Source organism: Paenibacillus sp. sgz302164 (assembly GCF_056120505.1).
Map to the genome: position 1 here is coordinate 80,813 of NZ_JBVYOL010000015.1, position 17,819 is coordinate 98,631.

Here is a 17,819-nt window from a genome sequence, read left to right on the forward strand (position 1 = left end):
CGTGGACTCCCATCTCGATCTGCCGACAGTGGCCCACAGCGCCGAACGGATTCGCGCCGTGGAGCTGGCTCCCTTCGTGAAGGTGATCGAGAACGGCGTCGACGCCATCATGTCATCGCATATCGTGTTTACCCGCTCTGGAACCCGAGAAGCATCCCGCAACGTTTTACAAAGACGATCTTGACTGGGTTGCTGCCCGAGGAGCTCGGCTATAAGGGTGTTATTATGACCGACTGCATGGAAATGAATGCGATCGCCGGTCATTTCGGTACGGTGGAAGCTGCCGTCATGGCGGTCGAAGCCGGAGCCGATCTTGTCCTGTTCACCCACAGCCGGGAACATCACCGCGATCGAGCGCGCCGTACGCGAAGGCCGGCTGACCGAAGCGCGCATCGACGCGTCGGTCGAGCGTCTGCTCGCGCTGAAGCGGCGCCGCGGCTTGTTCGCGCCGCAGCCGCCGGCAGAGGACGGCTTGTCTGCGGTTGGGACGCCGGAACATATCGCGGTCGCACGGCGTCTTAGCGAGGCGAGCATCACGCTCGTCAAGGACGAGCGGGGGCTGCTGCCGCTGCGTTCCGTCCGCACGCTTGCCGTTACTGCAGCCGCGTCCGTTTCGTCAGAAGTCGACGAGGCGTACGGGGACCCGGCAAGCCTTGGCGCCGCGCTAGCTGCGGGCGGTCTGGATGTGATCGACCGCGTTGTTCCACTGGTTGAGATCGGCGAGCGGACGGAAGCTTTGCTTGCCGATGCCCGGGAGGCGGAGCAGATTGTCGTCGGGACGTACAACGCCCGCTTCCACCCGGCACAGGCCGAACTGGTCCGCGCGCTGCAGGCACTCGGCAAGCCGCTTGTCGTCGTCGCGTTGCGCGTGCCGTACGATTTGCTGGACACGCTGGTGGTGTCACTTACCTTGCCTATGAGAGCCATACGCTTGCGCTGCAAAGCGCCGCCTGCTGCCTGCTAGGCCGCCTCAACCCGGAAGGCCGGCTTCATCCGCATTACCCGATCGGCTTGAGATGGGAGGTTGAGCAATGATGCTGCATAATCTGCTCGACAAGCAAACGTTGATCGTAGCCGGTGTCATGTCCGGTACTTCGCTCGACGGCGTCGACGTGGCGCTCGTCCGCATCGAAGGCTACGGTACGGCTGCCAAGGCAGAGCCGATTCATATCTGCAGCTTCCCTTATAAAACGGAGCTGCGCGAGGCGCTCAAACGGTTGTGCTCGATCGAGCGTTCCGACGTGGCTCGCGTGTGCGAGATGAACTTCAATATCGCCGAGCGCATCGCGGACGCCAAGCTACCGTTGGAACGGATCGACCTGATCTGCTCCCACGGCAAAACGATCTGGCATATTCCCGAAGCGGACGGCGCGGATCCGTTCTTGCCGAAGTCCACGCTGCAGATCGGCGATTTGTCCGTCATCGCCAAACAGACGGGTATCCCGACGGTAGGTGACTTCCGTCCCGCCGACATGGCGGTCGGCGGGCAAGGCGCGCTGCTCGCGCCGTATGGGGACGTCATCTTGTTCCGTCACCCGGACAAGGGACGTATTTTGCAAAACGGCGGAATCGGCAATTGCACGCCGTTGCCAGCTGCGTACGCGCCTTCTTCGCCGGAGGACGCCGGCTGCTTCGTCGCATTCGATACGGGGCCGGGCAACATGATCATCGACCAAGTGGTGTACGAGCTGACCGACGGCCGGCTCACCTATGACAAAAGCGGTGCAATGGGGGCGGAAGGCAGGGTTCACGCGGAATTGCTACGCGACATGCTCTCGCATCGGTATTTCCGGCAGCTTCCGCTCATGACGACGGGCCGCGAGATGTTCGGCAAAGCGTACGCCTCTTCCTGGCTCGCCGATGCCCGACGGCAAGGGCAATCCCCGGAGGATGCGGTCGCGACGGCGACGGCTTTCACTGCCCACTCCATTGCGCAGGCGTATCGGGATTTTGTGTTTCCGGTTTCGGGTTCGGAAGTCATCGTGAGCGGCGGAGGCGCGCATAACCGGACCTTGCTCCGGATGCTGCAAGAACTTCTTTCGGAGCAGGCGATTCTCACTTCCGACGAAGTCGGCATCTCGAGCGATGCGAAGGAAGCGATTTTGTTTGCCCTACTGGGCAACGCCTGGCTGCACGGCGTGCCGAACAATCTGCAGTCGGCAACCGGCGCTGCGCGTTCCAATGTCATGGGGAAGCTGGCATTGCCTTAAACACCAAAGAATAGCAACAGTAAATACCTACAAAAGCAATTGCAGTTATTTTCAATTGTTATCTGATAAAAGAGTGTCTTGACTGATTTAGCGATGTCTGAAAAGGTAAGCTGTGGGCGGCGAGCAAGGAAAAACGGAACTGGTAAGCGGGGAATCCGCATGCAAAAGGCTGGACGATCAGAGTTGGGCCAGAGACTGAATCGGGAAAAAGATGCAGCAACAAGCAACAAGGGTAATAAGAGGGGACGGGGAGGGGGGCAGCGCTAGCGGCCGGCTTTGGAAGTCGCGTTGCTACCGCATAACAAGTTCAATGAAACACGATTCCAAGCGCGGGAGGAATCCCCCGATCCGATTCCCTCGCTAATGAACAAACGATATTCCTAGCACCAAAAGACTGTTCGGTGAATTTGAATTCAGGACGGTTTATCTATTCATAAGGGGCTATCCCGAAAGTCTCTCCGTTGCTTGGTTGGCAGCGAAGAAGCAGACTTTTCGGAATAGCCCCTCTTTACAGTTTCTATTTTACTTCGAGATCGCACAAATGACGGAAGCTAGGTACACTCGGTTCGTTCCCAAGCCCCAATGCCATTCGTCAGAAACAAGTTTAAGGGCCGAAAGATTGTGAAGAAGCGCGTTCCCGGATATCTTGCAGGGAGGCGAGAAGACGGTCAGCGCAATCGTTCGATCCAGTTATCCGTCGATTCGTGGCGCTCGCACCGCAGCGGTTCCAGATTACCGATAAAATCTTCGATTTCACGTTCGAAGAAGATGGCTGATGGTTGGAGTCCGGCTCGCAAAGCACCGGTGTAGTTATTATTCAGTGGGTATGCACAAACGCAACTCCGTCGGACAGACTCCTAGCCAAATATCGCAGAAATGCGTAACAAAGCTAGTGGGCCCAAGAGTTTCGATCGGTCATTTTTTCGTTTCTCGATCGGCAAGCTCGGTAAGATAGGAATTAAGAAGCTCAAGTAGTTTATGCTCGGGCATACCGACATAATGGTTATCTTTAGATTTTGGCATACTTTTCAGTAATTCTAGGTAATCTTCCGGATTGTTCTCGAATAGCCTTCTCGAACCTAATTCTCCTACCAATTCGAGACAATTGGAAATTAGATCAATCGATCCAACTTTATCAATGTACTTAATTTCCTTTAGCTTTCTAAATGGATTATTTTTGATAGTGGTCATTATCATCATTCCTTCCATAAGACTGGTAACTATAGTCTACCACATCAATAAAAAATTTGCGTTCTAACTTCATATCCGAGTAAGCGGGGGCAGTTCCCGCATTGAACGAACGTTGGCGTTCATTCCCTGAGATTCCGGCATGCATACGGAACTTAATGCTCATGTGTATGAAGCCCGGTAAAGTCGGTGAAAACCAGACCTGCGAAGCGGTTAGGGAAGTAACCGGGGGGCTATGAAATTTACTATGCCTAATGCAAGATATCGCGTGAATATCCGTATGTAAGGATCGTAACTCCAAGGACATTAAAGCGAAAATGTCCGCCCATTATGTGGGTTCAATCATGGGGTCGAACATCGTCCCGTAAGACCTCATACCGATTCGAAAGGATTGGTGCCTCCAGTCCCTCAACGAAGGACAAAAAGATGATTGGCGGGTCATAGGAGAGGGCTAAGGTAAATGATAAGGCTAGGATATGAGGAACTAAGGAACTTTGAGTGAGGATGCCAAGGGGAGTAAAGACCTGATGCAAATCAAAGTATGACTTATAGTTCTTCAGTTATTAATTGATAATAATTGTTGATATGTAACGCGGGCAAATTTACCTGTAGTTGTAACAAAATCTTCGGCGAAAAGCCCATGATTTAATGAGTGCTACAGCTCGTCCAACTTTCACCTACGTCAATTTGTAGATTATATTCGTAAGCATACAAACGAACATCCACTCAATAGTTGACATATGTATGTCCCGACGACTGCTCTTAATGGAGCAGTCATTTTCTAATGTTAAAGCATTTTAAAGGAAACGTGTGACTTAAGATGACAATACGTTGCCATGTCTTTATAATCAATATAATGGCACGTAGTAAAGTAATACTGGCATCGAATTATCTGATAATTTCATGGTATTATAAAGGTGGGAGTTAGGTTTTGGATCATCAGCATATTAAGCTTAGTAATAGCTTTAGTGGACAACTAATACTTCCACGTTACGTTTATCACGCTACCATCACTAGGTACGTAGATCCCTTGAAAAAACGTCTTTTAGATCGTACTCATTGGCGTAAGACTGACCGTGATTTTGGACCAGCCTTCTACACTACAATTAGCTTTGATCAAGCAGCTGATTGGGCAGCAAAAGCGGAGGAAAAACAAATTGGTGTAACTGGCTGTGTATTAAAAATTCAATGCTTTCCTGAACGATATCAAGAGTTCCCAAACGTCCTTGCTTTTTTGGGCGAAACAAACCCTCTTTGGACACAGTTTATCGTTGACCACCGATATGAGTGTAACGAACAAGGTCTTAAAGATCCTTGTGGCAGCCTTGAAAAACATCCAGCTATTGTCATAGGTCAGATGGCGGACAATAAAATGGATATCCTGAAGGATGAATACGATCAGCGAAAAGAACAAATAATGGATAAATATACTTATTTTTATGAAAACATTACTAGGAATAAAAGTGGACGACGCTTGGACGCGCTACAACTTGGTAACCAAATCGCCTTTTGCGATGAGGGCATGAATGAGCTCTTATCATTAGTCAGCTATTTCACTTACAATGGAAAGGAGTGGGTTGAGAATGATGCATAGAACATTAGATAGATTCGAGGAAATCATCCTTAGTCATCTGATAAATCTCTGTGGTGATAAAACGGCCAGACAAATAATGGACATCTACCTTCCTGTTATTCGTGAATTGCAAGACGACCATGATAGCGCAAGAGTTCAAGCGGAAAGGTTCTTCAAAGCTTTTAATGACGGAATTGATCCACAGACGTGGATTGATCACATTCATAAAACCCGTCAGAAATACGGGAAAATGCCTACTCAAAAGTCATCTGCAAAAACCGGAAGATCAGCTACAGTGAAACGATCAGGTGGCGCTAAAATTAATGTTTATACCGAAACACTTGAAAAAACTAAGCGAGAAACTCTGCGAGCAGCTCAGCGTGCATCAGCTCATAGTAGAATAAGTCAGAGAACATCAAAAGTTGCGTCGTCTTCCCTTCCCGCTGCGGTAAGTAAAGGTTATGCCATTGAAGGTCTTGGAGCGGGAGGCAAGTGGAGTAAACGAAGCACAACGACTGGCAGAGTTCTTTCAAAAACATCTGAGCCGCGGCATTCATCTCCTGCTAAAAGAAATCGTAAGGTAAAGCCGGGTAAATAAAATATAAAAAGTCGGTCAACCTCAAAAAAGTGACCGACTTTTCTTTTTTTTCAGAAAAAGAATTGCAAAGGTGCACTTTTTGACACATTCAATATTACTTCTGATTCAAAAGATCGACCACTCTACTCACTAATAAAGATGCTCGTCGACGGTGAGGCTACTAAAGAACTTGTAGTTTTTTGGAACAGCTTAGAAGCCCGAATAAAAAGAAGACCTTCTTTCCCTTTTTTTGGGGAGAGAGTCGTGTCTTTTCAATATCTAAACTGCTTTTGTTGGTTAGTCTCTTCTTACATCAGCTTCAATATTCGCTGTCCGGTCAGATCGATCCCGATTACATCGTTGAATTTATTGAAATTGAATGTAAATAAAGTTTATGAGACCTCCCATGCTTTCCGAGACGCGCTTAGATTCCTCCGTGCCGTTTATCTTTATCCAGAGGGTAAATCGTAGCAACCGCCCCATAAGATGATGCTTAGTTAAACAGCCTTAATTACGTTACGAATTTTGCGCTGCGCGCTCCGATCGACGGTGGCGGCGGCCGGTTCCCCGCAGGCGCGGCAGCGCCGGGAGCGAAACGCAGCGCGACCCCGGTGGTAGCTGATCACGACGGCCAGGCGGCGACGAGCTGGTGCTGCCGCGCGAACCGGGGCGACCGGTGGGCACCGGGAAGACCGAGCGCGGCGCGCTCCAATCGACGGCGTCGGCGGCCGGTTCCCCGAAGGTGTGGCAGCGCCGGGAGCGACAACGCAGCGCGGCTTTCTTCATTTGATAGAAGGGACGGCGATGCGATGAAGGGAACGGCGGTGGTAGCTGATCACGACGGCCAGGCGGCGACGAACTGGTGCTGCCGCGCGAACCGGGGCGACCGGTGGGCACCGGGAAGACCGAGCGCGGCGCGCTCCAATCGACGGCGTCGGCGGCCGGTTCCCCGAAGGTGTGGCAGCGCCGGGAGCGACAACGCAGCGCGGCTTTCTTCATTTGATAGAAGGGACGGCGATGCGATGAAGGGAACGGCGGTGGTAGCTGATCACGACGGCCAGGCGGCGACGAACTGGTGCTGCCGCGCGAACCGGGGCGACCGGTGGGCACCGGGAAGACCGAGCGCGGCGCGCCCCAATTGACGGCGTCGGCGGCCGGTTCCCCGCAGGCGCGGCAGCGCCGGGAGCGTCAACGCAGCGCGACCGCCGGGCGGCTTTCTTCATTTGATAGAAGGGACGGCGACGCGGCGACGTCCGGAACTGCTCTGAACCAGACCTCATTTTTGAGTTATAAACTATTTCTTGCATTTTCACACCAAGACTTAAAAAGCGGGTCTATGGCAATTAATTCTTCAATCGGGATAACACGTTTAAAATCGGCTCTTTGCTGTCGAGTCTTGTTATCATATTGCTCTTTACAGCTTTAATAAACATTCTGATTCTTCACCTCTTTCTCTGTTAGTTTTAAAACAGATTATATGCAGAAAAAACTATTCTATAATTAAGTAATGATAGGAGTAACCTGATATATTAAAAGAATTCGGCACCGAAAGTTATGCAATGGGTTTTGCTTCATTGACTGTATGTTTAAACTATTTCATTGAAGCAAATCCCATTGCATAAAAATTGATTACTGTTAATACTGACACGACTTTGCAATATGTTTTGTTTCAATAGAACTGAATGCAATGGGTTTTGTTTCATTAATGCAATGGGTTTTGCTTCAACGTACATAGGAGGCGGCGGGAACAGAGGAAGATTGAAATAAAAAAACAACTTCTCTTAATTACGTATAAGTCAAGTTAGACGAATTTTATATACAAGGGAATATATGTTTGGTATAATGATTATATATTAATGAATGTTTAACGGCATTAAATAATTACGTGATAATTGAATTATACGTCATTTAATTATTCCCGGAGGAATTTCAAAATGCATGCTGAATTCGAAAAAAAAATATTTTTGCGCGCTGAAAGTAAATTCGAACTCTTGCCTTGGTATGTACAAGAATATTTTAATGAAAACATGAGTTCTAAATCACCTAATACCATCTTGAACTACTGCCATGATTATTTAGCTTTCTTTGGTTGGTTAATTCAGGAAGGTTTTTTTACAGGAGCGATTTCTGAAGTTCCGTTGGAAATACTTGAAAAATTAAAAAAAACCGATGTAAGTCGGTATAAGAATTTCCTTTCACATAACAATGGCAACTCTGAGGATACTGTCGCACGAAAGTTCGCATCGTTAAAAGCATTATTTTACTACTTATCCCAGGTTGCTGAGGATGATAACCTCTATCCTTATCTCAAACGCAATGTTATGACGAAAATTGAAATTAAAAAAGAAAAACTCACACCTGCTGAAAAAGCGGATCGTATTGAAGGAAAAATACTGCAGGATGATGAAACTTTTGATTTTAGATCATTTATCGCAGCCGGCTATGAACAAATTATCTACATTAAACCTCGCCTCCTCTTGGCTCATCTGAAAAATCGAGAACGTGACCTAGCGTTAACTAGCCTTATTCTTGGATCAGGGCTTCGTATATCCGAGGCCCTCTCTCTAGATTTAGATAATATTGATTGGCAAAAGTGCACCGTGAGAGTCAAACGTAAAGGCGGCAAGAAAGACGTTGTTACTGTGAGTGACATTGCGATGGACGATCTTAAAGCCTATATAAATATTCGTCAAAATCGTTATAAGGTCAAAGATTCCGTAACCGCTGTGTTTCTCTCCCTCCCTACTGGCCCGAACGGAAAAGTCGGCAGGCTAACGGTTCGCTCAGCCCAAAAAATGCTTGATCGATACGCGGATTTGTACGGTAAGCCATCTTTAACCATTCACAAGCTCCGGCACTCATTTGCAACAAATCATCATAAGAAGAACAAGGACTTGGCTGACCTCAAAGAAATCTTGGGGCACTCCGATATTAATACGACCATGATTTACACGCATATCGGAAAAGAGGATCGTAGAGAATCCGTAAATAAAGCTGATAGTTGAAATACTCGTATCCGTTTAGCAGTTAGTGATGATCGTGGAGCGACTACAAGCCGACCCAGTTCATCATGCTTTATTTAAAGATGGAATTTCAGTTGCATGGGCGAAAATCGAAGAACTACATAATAACTATTTCTCACCGGGGCCGACTATCCTCCGTTAAACGGTCGGTAGATTCTGATATGATAAAAAATTATATCCCGGAAGAACCCTCACCACACTGACTTTTTGCATTTCGAAAATGTACGTTGTTTTTCACCGGCGAGCGGCGCCTACGCCTCGCGCGCTGCCCGTTCCCTATCAATCCAGGGGTATTTCGCCAGGGAGTACCCGGCTTGCTGCCCGCCCTTCCGGACGCCGCTTTCGCGGAAAGAATACCCACTATTTAAAGGAGATTTACACACATGAAAGCTCCTTGACCGGCGCCGATCGATCCGCGGATTGAGACCAGGAAGAACCTGCGATCATCCGGTCGAGCGTGGATTGCGCCGGGAAAACCAGGAGCAATGAACTGCAGAGCTGCTGAGTATTCGAAAGCAGCAGATTACTACACAAAGCGTGCCAATGAACTAAAAGAGGAATAGGAGTGAAACGAACTTATGGGGCTTATAAACTGGATTGGAAGTAAACTCAAGGGAAAAACCAATAATCTAATTAAGCAAATTCCGAATATTTCAGGAATAAAAATTCATACAAAAAAATTGAAGCTTAGTATCGAAAATGAAAATCTGTTTGAAGTTATGTACACGGACATCTCTTCGATGAATAATAAATTTCAGTTTATCAATACAATAGATGCTTTGTATCTAATTTTCGAAGCAAAAGATGTTAAGGTGTTTAATACTTGGCTTCAGAGGTATATTGATCCTGAAAATTTTCAAATCGTTAGTCAGGATGAATTACAAAATCTTACGGATCAAATGTCTATGCAACCGTCACCTGTCCTCACAATCGACAGATTAGCAAATTTAGACGATACGTCACAAATTGTTATTGGCGCTACTGGTTCTGGTAGAATGAGTAGCCCACGACGATATATGAGGCCCGGTGATAAGGTATACACGGTTATGGATAGGGAATTCGTAGTAGAAAATGATGGATTTATGACCTTTGGAGGCAAAAAGATTATTGTCGATAAGATCATGGAATCCTTTATGAAAATGAACATTGACGCAAAATTAATCGACGACATTCTTGTTGTCAACGGAAAAAGGAGAAATGTCCTTTTCCTCATCGCCTCAGAGAACACAGAAAATGCGATGCTTGAAGCGATTAAAGAAGCCCAGTTGCCGATAAGCATCAGTGTAGATAAGTTCGCTGTATGAGTAACTTTGAAGCCTGGCTAGCGCGCTGTTGACGGCGGCAGCCGAGGATGCATTAAAGAAGGGTTGATCTATGCAACTTTCGAAAGAAGAGTATTTTTAGGAGGCAGACACTGCATGAGCTATGATGTTTATTTATCGATTGGAGAAGTAGAAGTTTTAGACTGTGGCAATTACACTAATAATGTCCATGAAATGCTACACGAAGCGCTTGAAATACCGTTCATAACTTTGTCCGGAATGCTATCTCGTGAAGCAATTCCCATACTAGAAAAAGCAATAGATAAAATGCATACGGATCCGGCAAAGTATGCGGCAATGAACAATCCGAATGGTTGGGGAACATCAGAAGGCGCTCTGTTCTTCTTACAAGAAATACTCAAGAAATGTAAACTGCTTCCCGATACAATAGTCCGGATATGCTAACCAAGAAAGAGGTGGAATTATGGGGCAAACTAGGGATTTAGTATATCAGTAGAAATAAAATGGCCAAATAAAAATGGAATCATTATGAATAGTTTGATAACAGGCCCTTGCAATTCAGGTTATAATCCTGTTTGTGAAAAAGCATGGGTCTTGCCTCCGCTCTCAACACCGCCGAACAAGGTTGCATCCGCCCTGCTGTTCCTTTAAGAAAATGAAAATTGAAGCGAAATTGATCGACGCCATTCTTGTTGTCAAAGGACAAATTATGCATTTTTTAAACACGGTGCCAACTGGAATCGTAGTTAACTGGTCAATAAGTCGGGCTTTCGTAGAAGGCAACCGGCTTGCTTCAGACGTCGGCTCCTTCCGTCCACGCCGCCGCGAATCGGGCATCCGCCTGCTGGTCGCCGATCGATCCGCGGCAATACAACTTTCCGTTATTAATAACTTTTACGAACTTAACATGTATTTAGTACGCAAATATATACCTCGTTTCTATAAGGCAATCAAAAAAATTGAAGCTGTGTTGGCTCGCTGATTTTCAGTCCAACGGAACTCATCTGACGCACGGTCTTTTCTCGTGCGACGTTCTGCTCGTTGACTGCCTTCGGGAGGCTTCGGCCGGATCCGGATCTCCAGCGCCGTGCGACCCGGGCTTGCTGGCAGCTGCGACACTGATAGACTGAAAATAAAGTTGTAGACTGATGCGTCGGCAACGCGATCGGCTGGAGCAACTGCATCTCCGCTTACTGGTGCTTCCAGATGAAGAGCCGCTTTACGTGTCCTGGGCAAATAAATGAAGTTCTTCTTCCAGAATGGACGGGTCACCTTACATCGCCGCCTCCTCTGGTTCACCGCATTCCGGGCTGGACTTTGCCTGCAGACCCCTTTCAGATTCTCCCTCGCGAGAGACACCCTGTCAGTCCTCCTCCTCCGGAGGGCAGACCTCTACTTCGGCTATGGCACTTTAAAAAGGGTAAGTTACCGGGTGGATTTGCCACCTAGATTGTGCCACTGTGAGGCGAACTAATAAAGTAGGGGAACCACTCTCATGGCTCCCCCCTTATCGAACCGCACGTGCCCTACTAAGGCATACGGCTCACCAACGTGATTCAACCTGAATCAGTATGTCGCTAAAAACGTTGTGCAGCTTGCATCTTTCGAACGCGTTCAGGTGTGTAATACTCCTGCCCGCGTTCATTTGCTTTCTGTACCTTTTGGGTTTGCTTTGATTTCTGTCTGCTCTTCATGTAGTTAATATAGTCGTCGAGCGTGTGTCCATACTGCGCGTTGTAGTATAGCCAGAACGCAGGAACCAACCCGATACGGGCAAAGAATTCGTTGTTCCACTTCGTTTTCATCGCATGCCCTTTTCTTTGACTAGGATGGCTGTGTATCATGGCGACTCGAAGTCGTTGTCTCACATATCCGTCTAGGTCAAAGAGCTGGTTCTTGCACGCGTTGTAGAAACAACGACTTTCCTGCCCATACCGTTTATTTTCTTCAACAGCTTTGTACAGATTCAGGAAGTGGTTTACCTTCCCTCGAATAATCGGATTGACGCGTTCCAGCCATGCTTTCTTGTTCAACGTTAGGGTTTTCCGTGTCTTGGCCTTCACTTTCTGTTTAAAGTCTTTCCATGTGGAATCCTTAGGTTTCGCTATGAAGTACGGCTTGCCATCCTTCTTTCGCTCCCGCCAGTGTTCATACGTGAATCCCAGAAAGTCGAAGTCGTCTTTCTTGAAGTTTACCGTCTTGGTTTTCTCCATGGCGACTTCCAATCCCAGCTCGGTTAACGTTTCTCGGGTGACTTCAGCCGCTTTTCGGATGTCTTCCTCCGTTTTTGCGAATAGCAGGAAATCGTCGGCGTAGCGCACGAAGCGGATGCCCTGTTCCTCCAACTTCCAGTCCAGCTCATTCAGATACAAGTTGGCCAACAGCGGAGAAATTACCCCTCCTTGCGGTGTACCGGCATCCACCTCGTGGTATTTGCCTTCTTCCATGTACCCTGCTTTCAGCCACTTCCAGATCATATCCAGTACCGTTCCATCCGCGATGTACTTCGTCAGAATCCCCATCAGCTTTTTATGCGGGATGTTGTCGAAGAAGCCGCGTATGTCACAGTCATAGATATAATTGTGGTCGGTCTCGATGTTCCACAGGATAATCTGGGCTACTCGTTTCGCCCCATAATTCGGGCGATACCCGCATGACCAGCGATGAAAGATAAGTTCTTCGCACTTTGGCTGTAGCACGTTCACTATGGCTTGTTGCACAATCCGGTCTTCGATATTCGGTATGCCTAGCGGACGCATCTTTCCGTTCTTCTTTGGAATGTATCGTCTGCGTACGGGGGATGGCACGTAGACTTTATCCCGAAGCTTCTGCAAGAGGGAGCTTAGATTGTCATCTAACCTCTTTTCGTAGCTCTCGAGGGTTTCGCCATCAATTCCGCCTGCCCCTTTGTTTTCCTTAACCTGTAACCACGCTTCATGAAGTTTTCGGTCAAACAGAATTTGCCCGTAAATGCTGTGCCACTTTAGTTTCAACGTCTGATTCACATCTATCTCTCACCTTTCATCGTGCCCATTCCGTTCGTTCTTACCGCAGTAGCGTAACGGTGGTTCGGCACCATATTCAAGTGTTTGTCCACGAGGTCGTTCCCCTTCCGTTCAGCAAACGTTTGGTCATCTGCCTACTCCCGTACTATGAGAACGTCTGAGTTCTCTGCCATGGCTACAACTTCGGCGAAGCCTTATATGTAATCATCCTTTGCAGGTGAGCAGAGAACCTCACGGGGTCATCGCATCTTCCTTCTGAACATACCCAGCACCTTCACCTGATAAGCCACCGTTTTTCGTCTGGTTCATTGAATAACGATTTTTTTTTTTTCTTAGGCTTCCCGTTCTTTTCGCACAGTCGCCGACTTATCCTGCCGCTACGTGCTTCACGCTTTCGCATTTGGGTCTGTTCATCTGCCTGCGGGTCTCTCGATTGTCCGCATCTCCTTCAGACAAGTACCTCGCGATATTGCCCTAGATTAGGCTTCTCAACTCGCACCAGAGCGTTTGAGGAGGGACTTTCACCCTCTGGAAAGCATCCTTCCAAGCTCCCGGATCGTGTTTACCTTATGGTAACGTAGCCGCTGCTTTTAACAAATACTCATAGCGATTGACTCGCTAAAGATACGACTGCCCGTCGCACAAAAAGACGCCTTTATCAAAGGCGTCAATCAGAAGGCCCGCGAAATTGACGGACTCTGCTTTAACAGATTGCGAGTAATCAACTAACTAGACCTGACCAGTTTCCCAAGAAAAAGTCACTGATTTCCGCTATGTATTGCTCATACGAGATGCGGTTATTTACGAGTTTCCAACCAGCAGCCACTAACCGTTCATTAATATTTGTACCTTCGGTTAAGCTAAAAGCTTCGCCTAACTGCTGAATTGTCTCTGCAACTATCACGGGATAAAGCAAACGTTGTTTTCTTAAAGCTAATGCCGTGTCTTTGGGTCCAACACTATGAAGGCTAAAGTGAACTGCAGCATTTTTGAATATAATACCGCCCTCTGCCCTGTTTAAAGCTTCAAAGTATCGGTCCGGATCATTTCGTAATGCATAAGGGTGTAGGGTCACTAAATTGCATACGATCATCTCGAAAGTATTTTCAGCTTCGAACAATTCAGCCCAAATTTCTCTCGGAAGTTGTATATAGGTACGCCTGTGATAGGATTCATTGAATTTATGAAGCATCCCATTGTGATATCGGAAGACAAAATCCTCAACGTCGATCTCTCTAAACTTCCATCTCTTCAGCTCATTCTTGATTGCGTTCAATTCATAATTCGTGGTCCAACGAGCAATATCTGCAGATGAGATCTCTTTCTTGAAAACATGACTGTACTTTGAGTTGATTAGATTAACGACTTCTTTTGTTGATAAGTTGTATTCCTCATTCGGAATGTAATACATAAATTTTCCTCCCAATTTTTTTTCTGTCCGGCTCTATCTGTTATAAATATCATAGCAGTTACATTCATTTATTTCCATATAAAGATATATTAAACGGAAGGCGCTGATATAAAAATACATCGCAGAACAGTCAAGCAATCTTAATAGAATAAGCCCCTTAGTGAAAGCATAATACTTCAGGTGGCGGGCGTTATTGTTTAATCGCAACGCGGTTGTATCCCCTCCAGGTCTACCTTGCAGTCTTTGACCCTCTATCTGGTCCCTATTGCCGCCGCGCGCATTTAAAGGCCCAGTCTCCCTTCTCTCCGATATCTTCAACCAGAAGTGTTCAACCGACAGCTTGGAACATCATGGTAATTCTCTAAACACAATTCCGGCTTCACCCGCGCTGTCGCTATTCAAGAATGTTGTTAATTGTGCCGTCGTATATAACATAAGAAACGGTACCGGAGTTATCGAATCAGGCTGCCGGCATAGGGTTCGTCTGGAGGCAAATCGTCAGTCCTGGGCCACGGGCGCTTCCGGCTCAATGACCAGAAGCCAGATGCAGACGCTTGCGCCTGGCGCACCAGGATGCGAAGTGCGCCGCGATGGGCCACACTTTCCCGGCACCTGCTTTGTTATCGGCGAGGACAGTGACCGTTCGAGAAGTGTAATGTAGGATCACCTTATAAAGCTTTATTGTTAGACGAAAATAAAGTATTAGACTGCAGTTGTTGATATGATGCGGTTTCTGAATTGAAAAATCGTCAGCTATTAAAAATAAATTTTAGACTAGCGTCTCATGACGACGAAGCCATTAAGACAAAAACAGATAATAAAGTATTAGACTGCGCGTGCTGCAGCATGGCCCGCCAGACTGCCACCGGCGCGCCGCCCCTCGCGCGGATCCCGCCGGGAGAACCCGGAGCATGAGCTGCAAGAGCAGCGTCTGGCCGTTGCCGTCACTGGGCGCCGATCGAGCGCGGATCGCAATCTCGGAAGAACCAAGAGTGTGAGCAGATTAACAACTACCTGGCTGCCAAGCTCGCTTGGCAGCCCACCAGTCTAAAACTTTATTATTCCAGTCTACAACTCTATTATCACGGTCTATTACTTTATTATTCAGTCTAATTCTTTATTATTTGCGGACATTTATGATTGGCGTGCCGGAACGGCGGTCGGCTTTAAGTGCTTTAGACGCATGGGTTCCGAATATCCCACTACCCTCTTTCCTTCCGTCTCTATTCTAAGACATTGATTCTTCTGGCTCCCTTAGAACGACGCATTCCTGATTAGTCTCATTAACATAATAGTGATACTTAAGAAATTGAGGACATAGTACACAGAATCACGACTCTGCGAACAAAAGAGTGATATGTTTGTCTTTTACAGGTAATGGGAAAGAATAATATAATATAATTGATAAATGATATTTAGGGTGGTAGATCAAATTATGGGGATTGTTAAGCGTGATTTTAAATACCGTGAGGGATCATTTTTTAAAGAGTTGCATTTGCTAATCGAAGAGGTTTACGAGACTCTAAAAATCAATATTTTTGATAATGAATCAAGTGTTTTAACTGAAAGAGATAGATATTCGTTATTTTGCTATTATGTCCTTGGTGATACCATTCAAGTTATATCTGTAAAAATTGGCGTTACACCAACACAGGTCTCTAGAATTATCGAAAGATCAAATGCAAAATTAAAATCAGTTTACCGTAAATCAGAGACAGATGAGTATGGTTTTTTGTGCGAAGTTTCCAATAGATTGAAAGAGGCTAGAGAGAAGAGGGGTTACTCTAAAGGGCAAACACAACAGGCTCTTGCGTTAGATTCTAAGAGATTAAACGCTATTGAAAATGGAGAAGTGCAGGTAGATGATGAATTACTTCAAGCGTTTTGTAATTTCTACCAGGTTACCTCAGAGTGGGTAAAGGGTGAATCTTTTCATTCAGAACTAGATAATGAAGGAATTCGAAAATTCCAGAACGAAATATCCTTCTTAGATAGAGAACTACTAAGTGCACTATCACTACTTAACGAGATGGATATAAAATTAGTAAAAGATCTAGTGATAAGACTAGTTAGTAACTCTAAAAAAATAACTGCAACTCCTATCGAAACCAAAATAGATCTTTCTGGAATAAATGATAAAAATGTCATGAACGTTACAATAGAAGAAATGTATTTGACAGCCCGAAGCTACAATAGTCTAAAACGTGCTGGGATTCATACATTACATGACCTGGTTGACAATTTCCCTAATCTTAGTAAGATACGAAATTTGGGTGTGAGATCTATTGACGAAATTATTGAGAAACTTAATAATTATGGTCTATCAATAAACAATGAAAATATTACGCAAGAAGTACTCAGATGAAAACAGATGAAAAAGAAAAAAACTTTTGATGATGAGAAAAAGAAATCAAAGGCCGCCGCGTGCATTAAAAATGTTACTATACCTTAAATTAGTACAACAAACATGTATTTTGTGAACTAAAATTTAGGGAGCGTTAGACATTGCTGCGTCGCCCCGCAGCAGTCGTCGAAGCGCGCTCTATTTTTGTTACTACCGTTCAGCCGGAGCTGCAGCAGCATGCCGGCAACCGAAGGCGGCCGACGCGGTTGCGCTCCGGACGGAGAAACGCACGCTTTGATTGGCGTATTCAATGAGCGCTTCTGCTACACTGGAAGTGTTTATTTTATTAATGACTTAGAGGCCGCGCGTAATGCTGTTGATGCTATAGTTTCGTATAGTTTTTCCCGATGTCTTTCAAACAGTATATCTGTAATAGCACCAATAATTATTTCTTTTTGAAAAAAATACATTTCCTCTACGACTTCTCGTAGAGTTATATGTAGAAACCGGTATTCATCAGTCATCTCATCAATGTTAACATTAATATCTTTTGCTGAAGCTCCAAGACACTCTACTATTTTTTGAAAATACAATTCCTCTACGACTTTTCTCAAAGCTCTATGTAGAAGCCGGTATTCATCAGTCTTCTCGTCAAGGTTAACATAAATATCTTCTACTGAAGCTCCAAGACACTCTATTATTTTTTGCATAGTCTTATATCGTACATTTGGAATTTTCCCTTGTAACACATTAGATAAGTGCCCTTGATCTATGCCTGTATTTAAAGAAATTTCTGTTAAAGTCATCCCGCTAAGGTCTCGAAGCTCTCTTATTTTTTGAAAATCATATTTTTTAGATTGTTTCATAAAATCCACCACTTCCCTAAGCCAAATTTCTGATATGTTTTTATAGGGGGCAACTGGCCCCCGATTACATCATAACATAAACAACGAGGAACTTCTTTCACCTCAGAAGCTTCTCCGTTTTGGATCGCTAGTTTGAATTTGATCCGAAGTTTCTACCCGATCGCATTTCCTCCAAAAGGCGAGCAGTTGCAGCGAATGTTCCCAGCGCTTCCGGATAAGGCTCAGGCTTTGCGATCGGCGTGCCGGCGGTGGACGGCGCCGTTGCGCGTAGGGCTCTGGGCCAAGTACAGGAGCGAGTGCGTGCCGAGTACACCGGAATTGTTAACGTACTCTTGCGCA

Annotated in this window: 15 protein-coding genes; 11 read left to right on the top strand and 4 right to left on the bottom strand. The window is 46.2% G+C overall.

Annotation, left to right across the window (positions count from 1 at the left end; all coding sequences use genetic code 11):
* Position 1 precedes the first annotated feature (1 nt).
* The 4 genes from AC0LWT_RS23635 to AC0LWT_RS23650 all read left to right on the top strand — a co-directional run bounded on the left by AC0LWT_RS23635 (position 2) and on the right by AC0LWT_RS23650 (position 2,210).
* Positions 2-184 carry a glycoside hydrolase family 3 N-terminal domain-containing protein gene (locus AC0LWT_RS23635; protein WP_474683912.1) on the top strand — a complete coding sequence of 61 codons (183 nt, stop codon included), beginning with the start codon at positions 2-4 and terminating at the stop codon, positions 182-184.
* On the top strand, positions 181-522 hold the full coding sequence (locus tag AC0LWT_RS23640; RefSeq protein WP_474683747.1) for a glycoside hydrolase family 3 N-terminal domain-containing protein: 342 nt from the start codon (positions 181-183) through the stop codon (positions 520-522). Before AC0LWT_RS23635 ends, AC0LWT_RS23640 begins: the two co-directional genes overlap by 4 nt.
* Complete coding sequence (locus tag AC0LWT_RS23645) at positions 473-964, top strand: glycoside hydrolase family 3 protein (protein WP_474683748.1); 492 nt, start codon at positions 473-475, stop codon at positions 962-964. The genes AC0LWT_RS23640 and AC0LWT_RS23645 overlap by 50 nt, the downstream gene beginning before the upstream one ends.
* Before the next feature lie 70 nt (positions 965-1,034).
* Positions 1,035-2,210 carry an anhydro-N-acetylmuramic acid kinase gene (locus tag AC0LWT_RS23650; RefSeq protein WP_474683913.1) on the top strand — a complete coding sequence of 392 codons (1,176 nt, stop codon included), beginning with the start codon at positions 1,035-1,037 and terminating at the stop codon, positions 2,208-2,210.
* Between the two features lie 915 nt (positions 2,211-3,125).
* Here the strand turns inward: AC0LWT_RS23650 and AC0LWT_RS23655 are convergent.
* Positions 3,126-3,401: a hypothetical protein gene (locus tag AC0LWT_RS23655; RefSeq protein ID WP_474683749.1), complete on the bottom strand. Its 276-nt coding sequence runs from the start codon at positions 3,399-3,401 to the stop codon at positions 3,126-3,128.
* A 928-nt stretch (positions 3,402-4,329) separates the two neighbouring features.
* Here AC0LWT_RS23655 and AC0LWT_RS23660 point away from each other — a divergent pair.
* The 6 genes from AC0LWT_RS23660 (at position 4,330) to AC0LWT_RS23685 (ending at position 10,836) form a co-directional block, all read left to right on the top strand.
* Complete coding sequence (locus tag AC0LWT_RS23660) at positions 4,330-4,992, top strand: DUF3990 domain-containing protein (RefSeq protein ID WP_474683750.1); 663 nt, start codon at positions 4,330-4,332, stop codon at positions 4,990-4,992.
* Complete coding sequence (locus AC0LWT_RS23665; protein ID WP_474683751.1) at positions 4,982-5,569, top strand: hypothetical protein; 588 nt, start codon at positions 4,982-4,984, stop codon at positions 5,567-5,569. Before AC0LWT_RS23660 ends, AC0LWT_RS23665 begins: the two co-directional genes overlap by 11 nt.
* Before the next feature lie 1,913 nt (positions 5,570-7,482).
* On the top strand, positions 7,483-8,553 hold the full coding sequence (xerS, locus tag AC0LWT_RS23670) for a tyrosine recombinase XerS (protein WP_474683752.1): 1,071 nt from the start codon (positions 7,483-7,485) through the stop codon (positions 8,551-8,553).
* Between the two features lie 596 nt (positions 8,554-9,149).
* Positions 9,150-9,875: a hypothetical protein gene (locus tag AC0LWT_RS23675; RefSeq protein ID WP_474683753.1), complete on the top strand. Its 726-nt coding sequence runs from the start codon at positions 9,150-9,152 to the stop codon at positions 9,873-9,875.
* Between the two features lie 114 nt (positions 9,876-9,989).
* On the top strand, positions 9,990-10,298 hold the full coding sequence (locus AC0LWT_RS23680) for a hypothetical protein (RefSeq protein WP_474683754.1): 309 nt from the start codon (positions 9,990-9,992) through the stop codon (positions 10,296-10,298).
* A gap of 211 nt (positions 10,299-10,509) precedes the next feature.
* Positions 10,510-10,836, top strand: a complete 327-nt coding sequence (locus AC0LWT_RS23685; protein ID WP_474683755.1) for a hypothetical protein — start codon at positions 10,510-10,512, stop codon at positions 10,834-10,836.
* A 595-nt stretch (positions 10,837-11,431) separates the two neighbouring features.
* Here AC0LWT_RS23685 and ltrA read toward each other — a convergent pair.
* Complete coding sequence (gene ltrA / locus AC0LWT_RS23690; protein WP_474683756.1) at positions 11,432-12,859, bottom strand: group II intron reverse transcriptase/maturase; 1,428 nt, start codon at positions 12,857-12,859, stop codon at positions 11,432-11,434.
* Between the two features lie 721 nt (positions 12,860-13,580).
* Entirely contained in the window at positions 13,581-14,270 is a 690-nt protein-coding gene (locus tag AC0LWT_RS23695) for a hypothetical protein (protein ID WP_474683757.1), read from the bottom strand.
* A 1,435-nt stretch (positions 14,271-15,705) separates the two neighbouring features.
* Here AC0LWT_RS23695 and AC0LWT_RS23700 point away from each other — a divergent pair.
* The gene (locus tag AC0LWT_RS23700; RefSeq protein ID WP_474683758.1) at positions 15,706-16,635 is read left to right on the top strand and encodes a helix-turn-helix domain-containing protein; all 930 of its coding nucleotides are present in this window, start codon (positions 15,706-15,708) and stop codon (positions 16,633-16,635) included.
* A gap of 317 nt (positions 16,636-16,952) precedes the next feature.
* Here AC0LWT_RS23700 and AC0LWT_RS23705 read toward each other — a convergent pair whose 3' ends face one another.
* Positions 16,953-17,480, bottom strand: coding sequence for a helix-turn-helix domain-containing protein (locus AC0LWT_RS23705; RefSeq protein WP_474683759.1), 528 nt, complete (start codon positions 17,478-17,480; stop codon positions 16,953-16,955).
* Positions 17,481-17,819 lie beyond the last annotated feature (339 nt).

Coding starts and splice junctions, on each gene's coding strand:
- AC0LWT_RS23650 (WP_474683913.1), top strand. CDS start 1,035: ATGCTGCATAATCTGCTCGACAAGCAAACGTTGATCGTAGCCGGTGTC.
- AC0LWT_RS23655 (WP_474683749.1), bottom strand. CDS start 3,401: ATGACCACTATCAAAAATAATCCATTTAGAAAGCTAAAGGAAATTAAG.
- AC0LWT_RS23665 (WP_474683751.1), top strand. CDS start 4,982: ATGATGCATAGAACATTAGATAGATTCGAGGAAATCATCCTTAGTCAT.
- xerS (WP_474683752.1), top strand. CDS start 7,483: ATGCATGCTGAATTCGAAAAAAAAATATTTTTGCGCGCTGAAAGTAAA.
- AC0LWT_RS23675 (WP_474683753.1), top strand. CDS start 9,150: ATGGGGCTTATAAACTGGATTGGAAGTAAACTCAAGGGAAAAACCAAT.
- AC0LWT_RS23680 (WP_474683754.1), top strand. CDS start 9,990: ATGAGCTATGATGTTTATTTATCGATTGGAGAAGTAGAAGTTTTAGAC.
- AC0LWT_RS23685 (WP_474683755.1), top strand. CDS start 10,510: ATGAAAATTGAAGCGAAATTGATCGACGCCATTCTTGTTGTCAAAGGA.
- AC0LWT_RS23695 (WP_474683757.1), bottom strand. CDS start 14,270: ATGTATTACATTCCGAATGAGGAATACAACTTATCAACAAAAGAAGTC.
- AC0LWT_RS23700 (WP_474683758.1), top strand. CDS start 15,706: ATGGGGATTGTTAAGCGTGATTTTAAATACCGTGAGGGATCATTTTTT.
- AC0LWT_RS23705 (WP_474683759.1), bottom strand. CDS start 17,480: ATGAAACAATCTAAAAAATATGATTTTCAAAAAATAAGAGAGCTTCGA.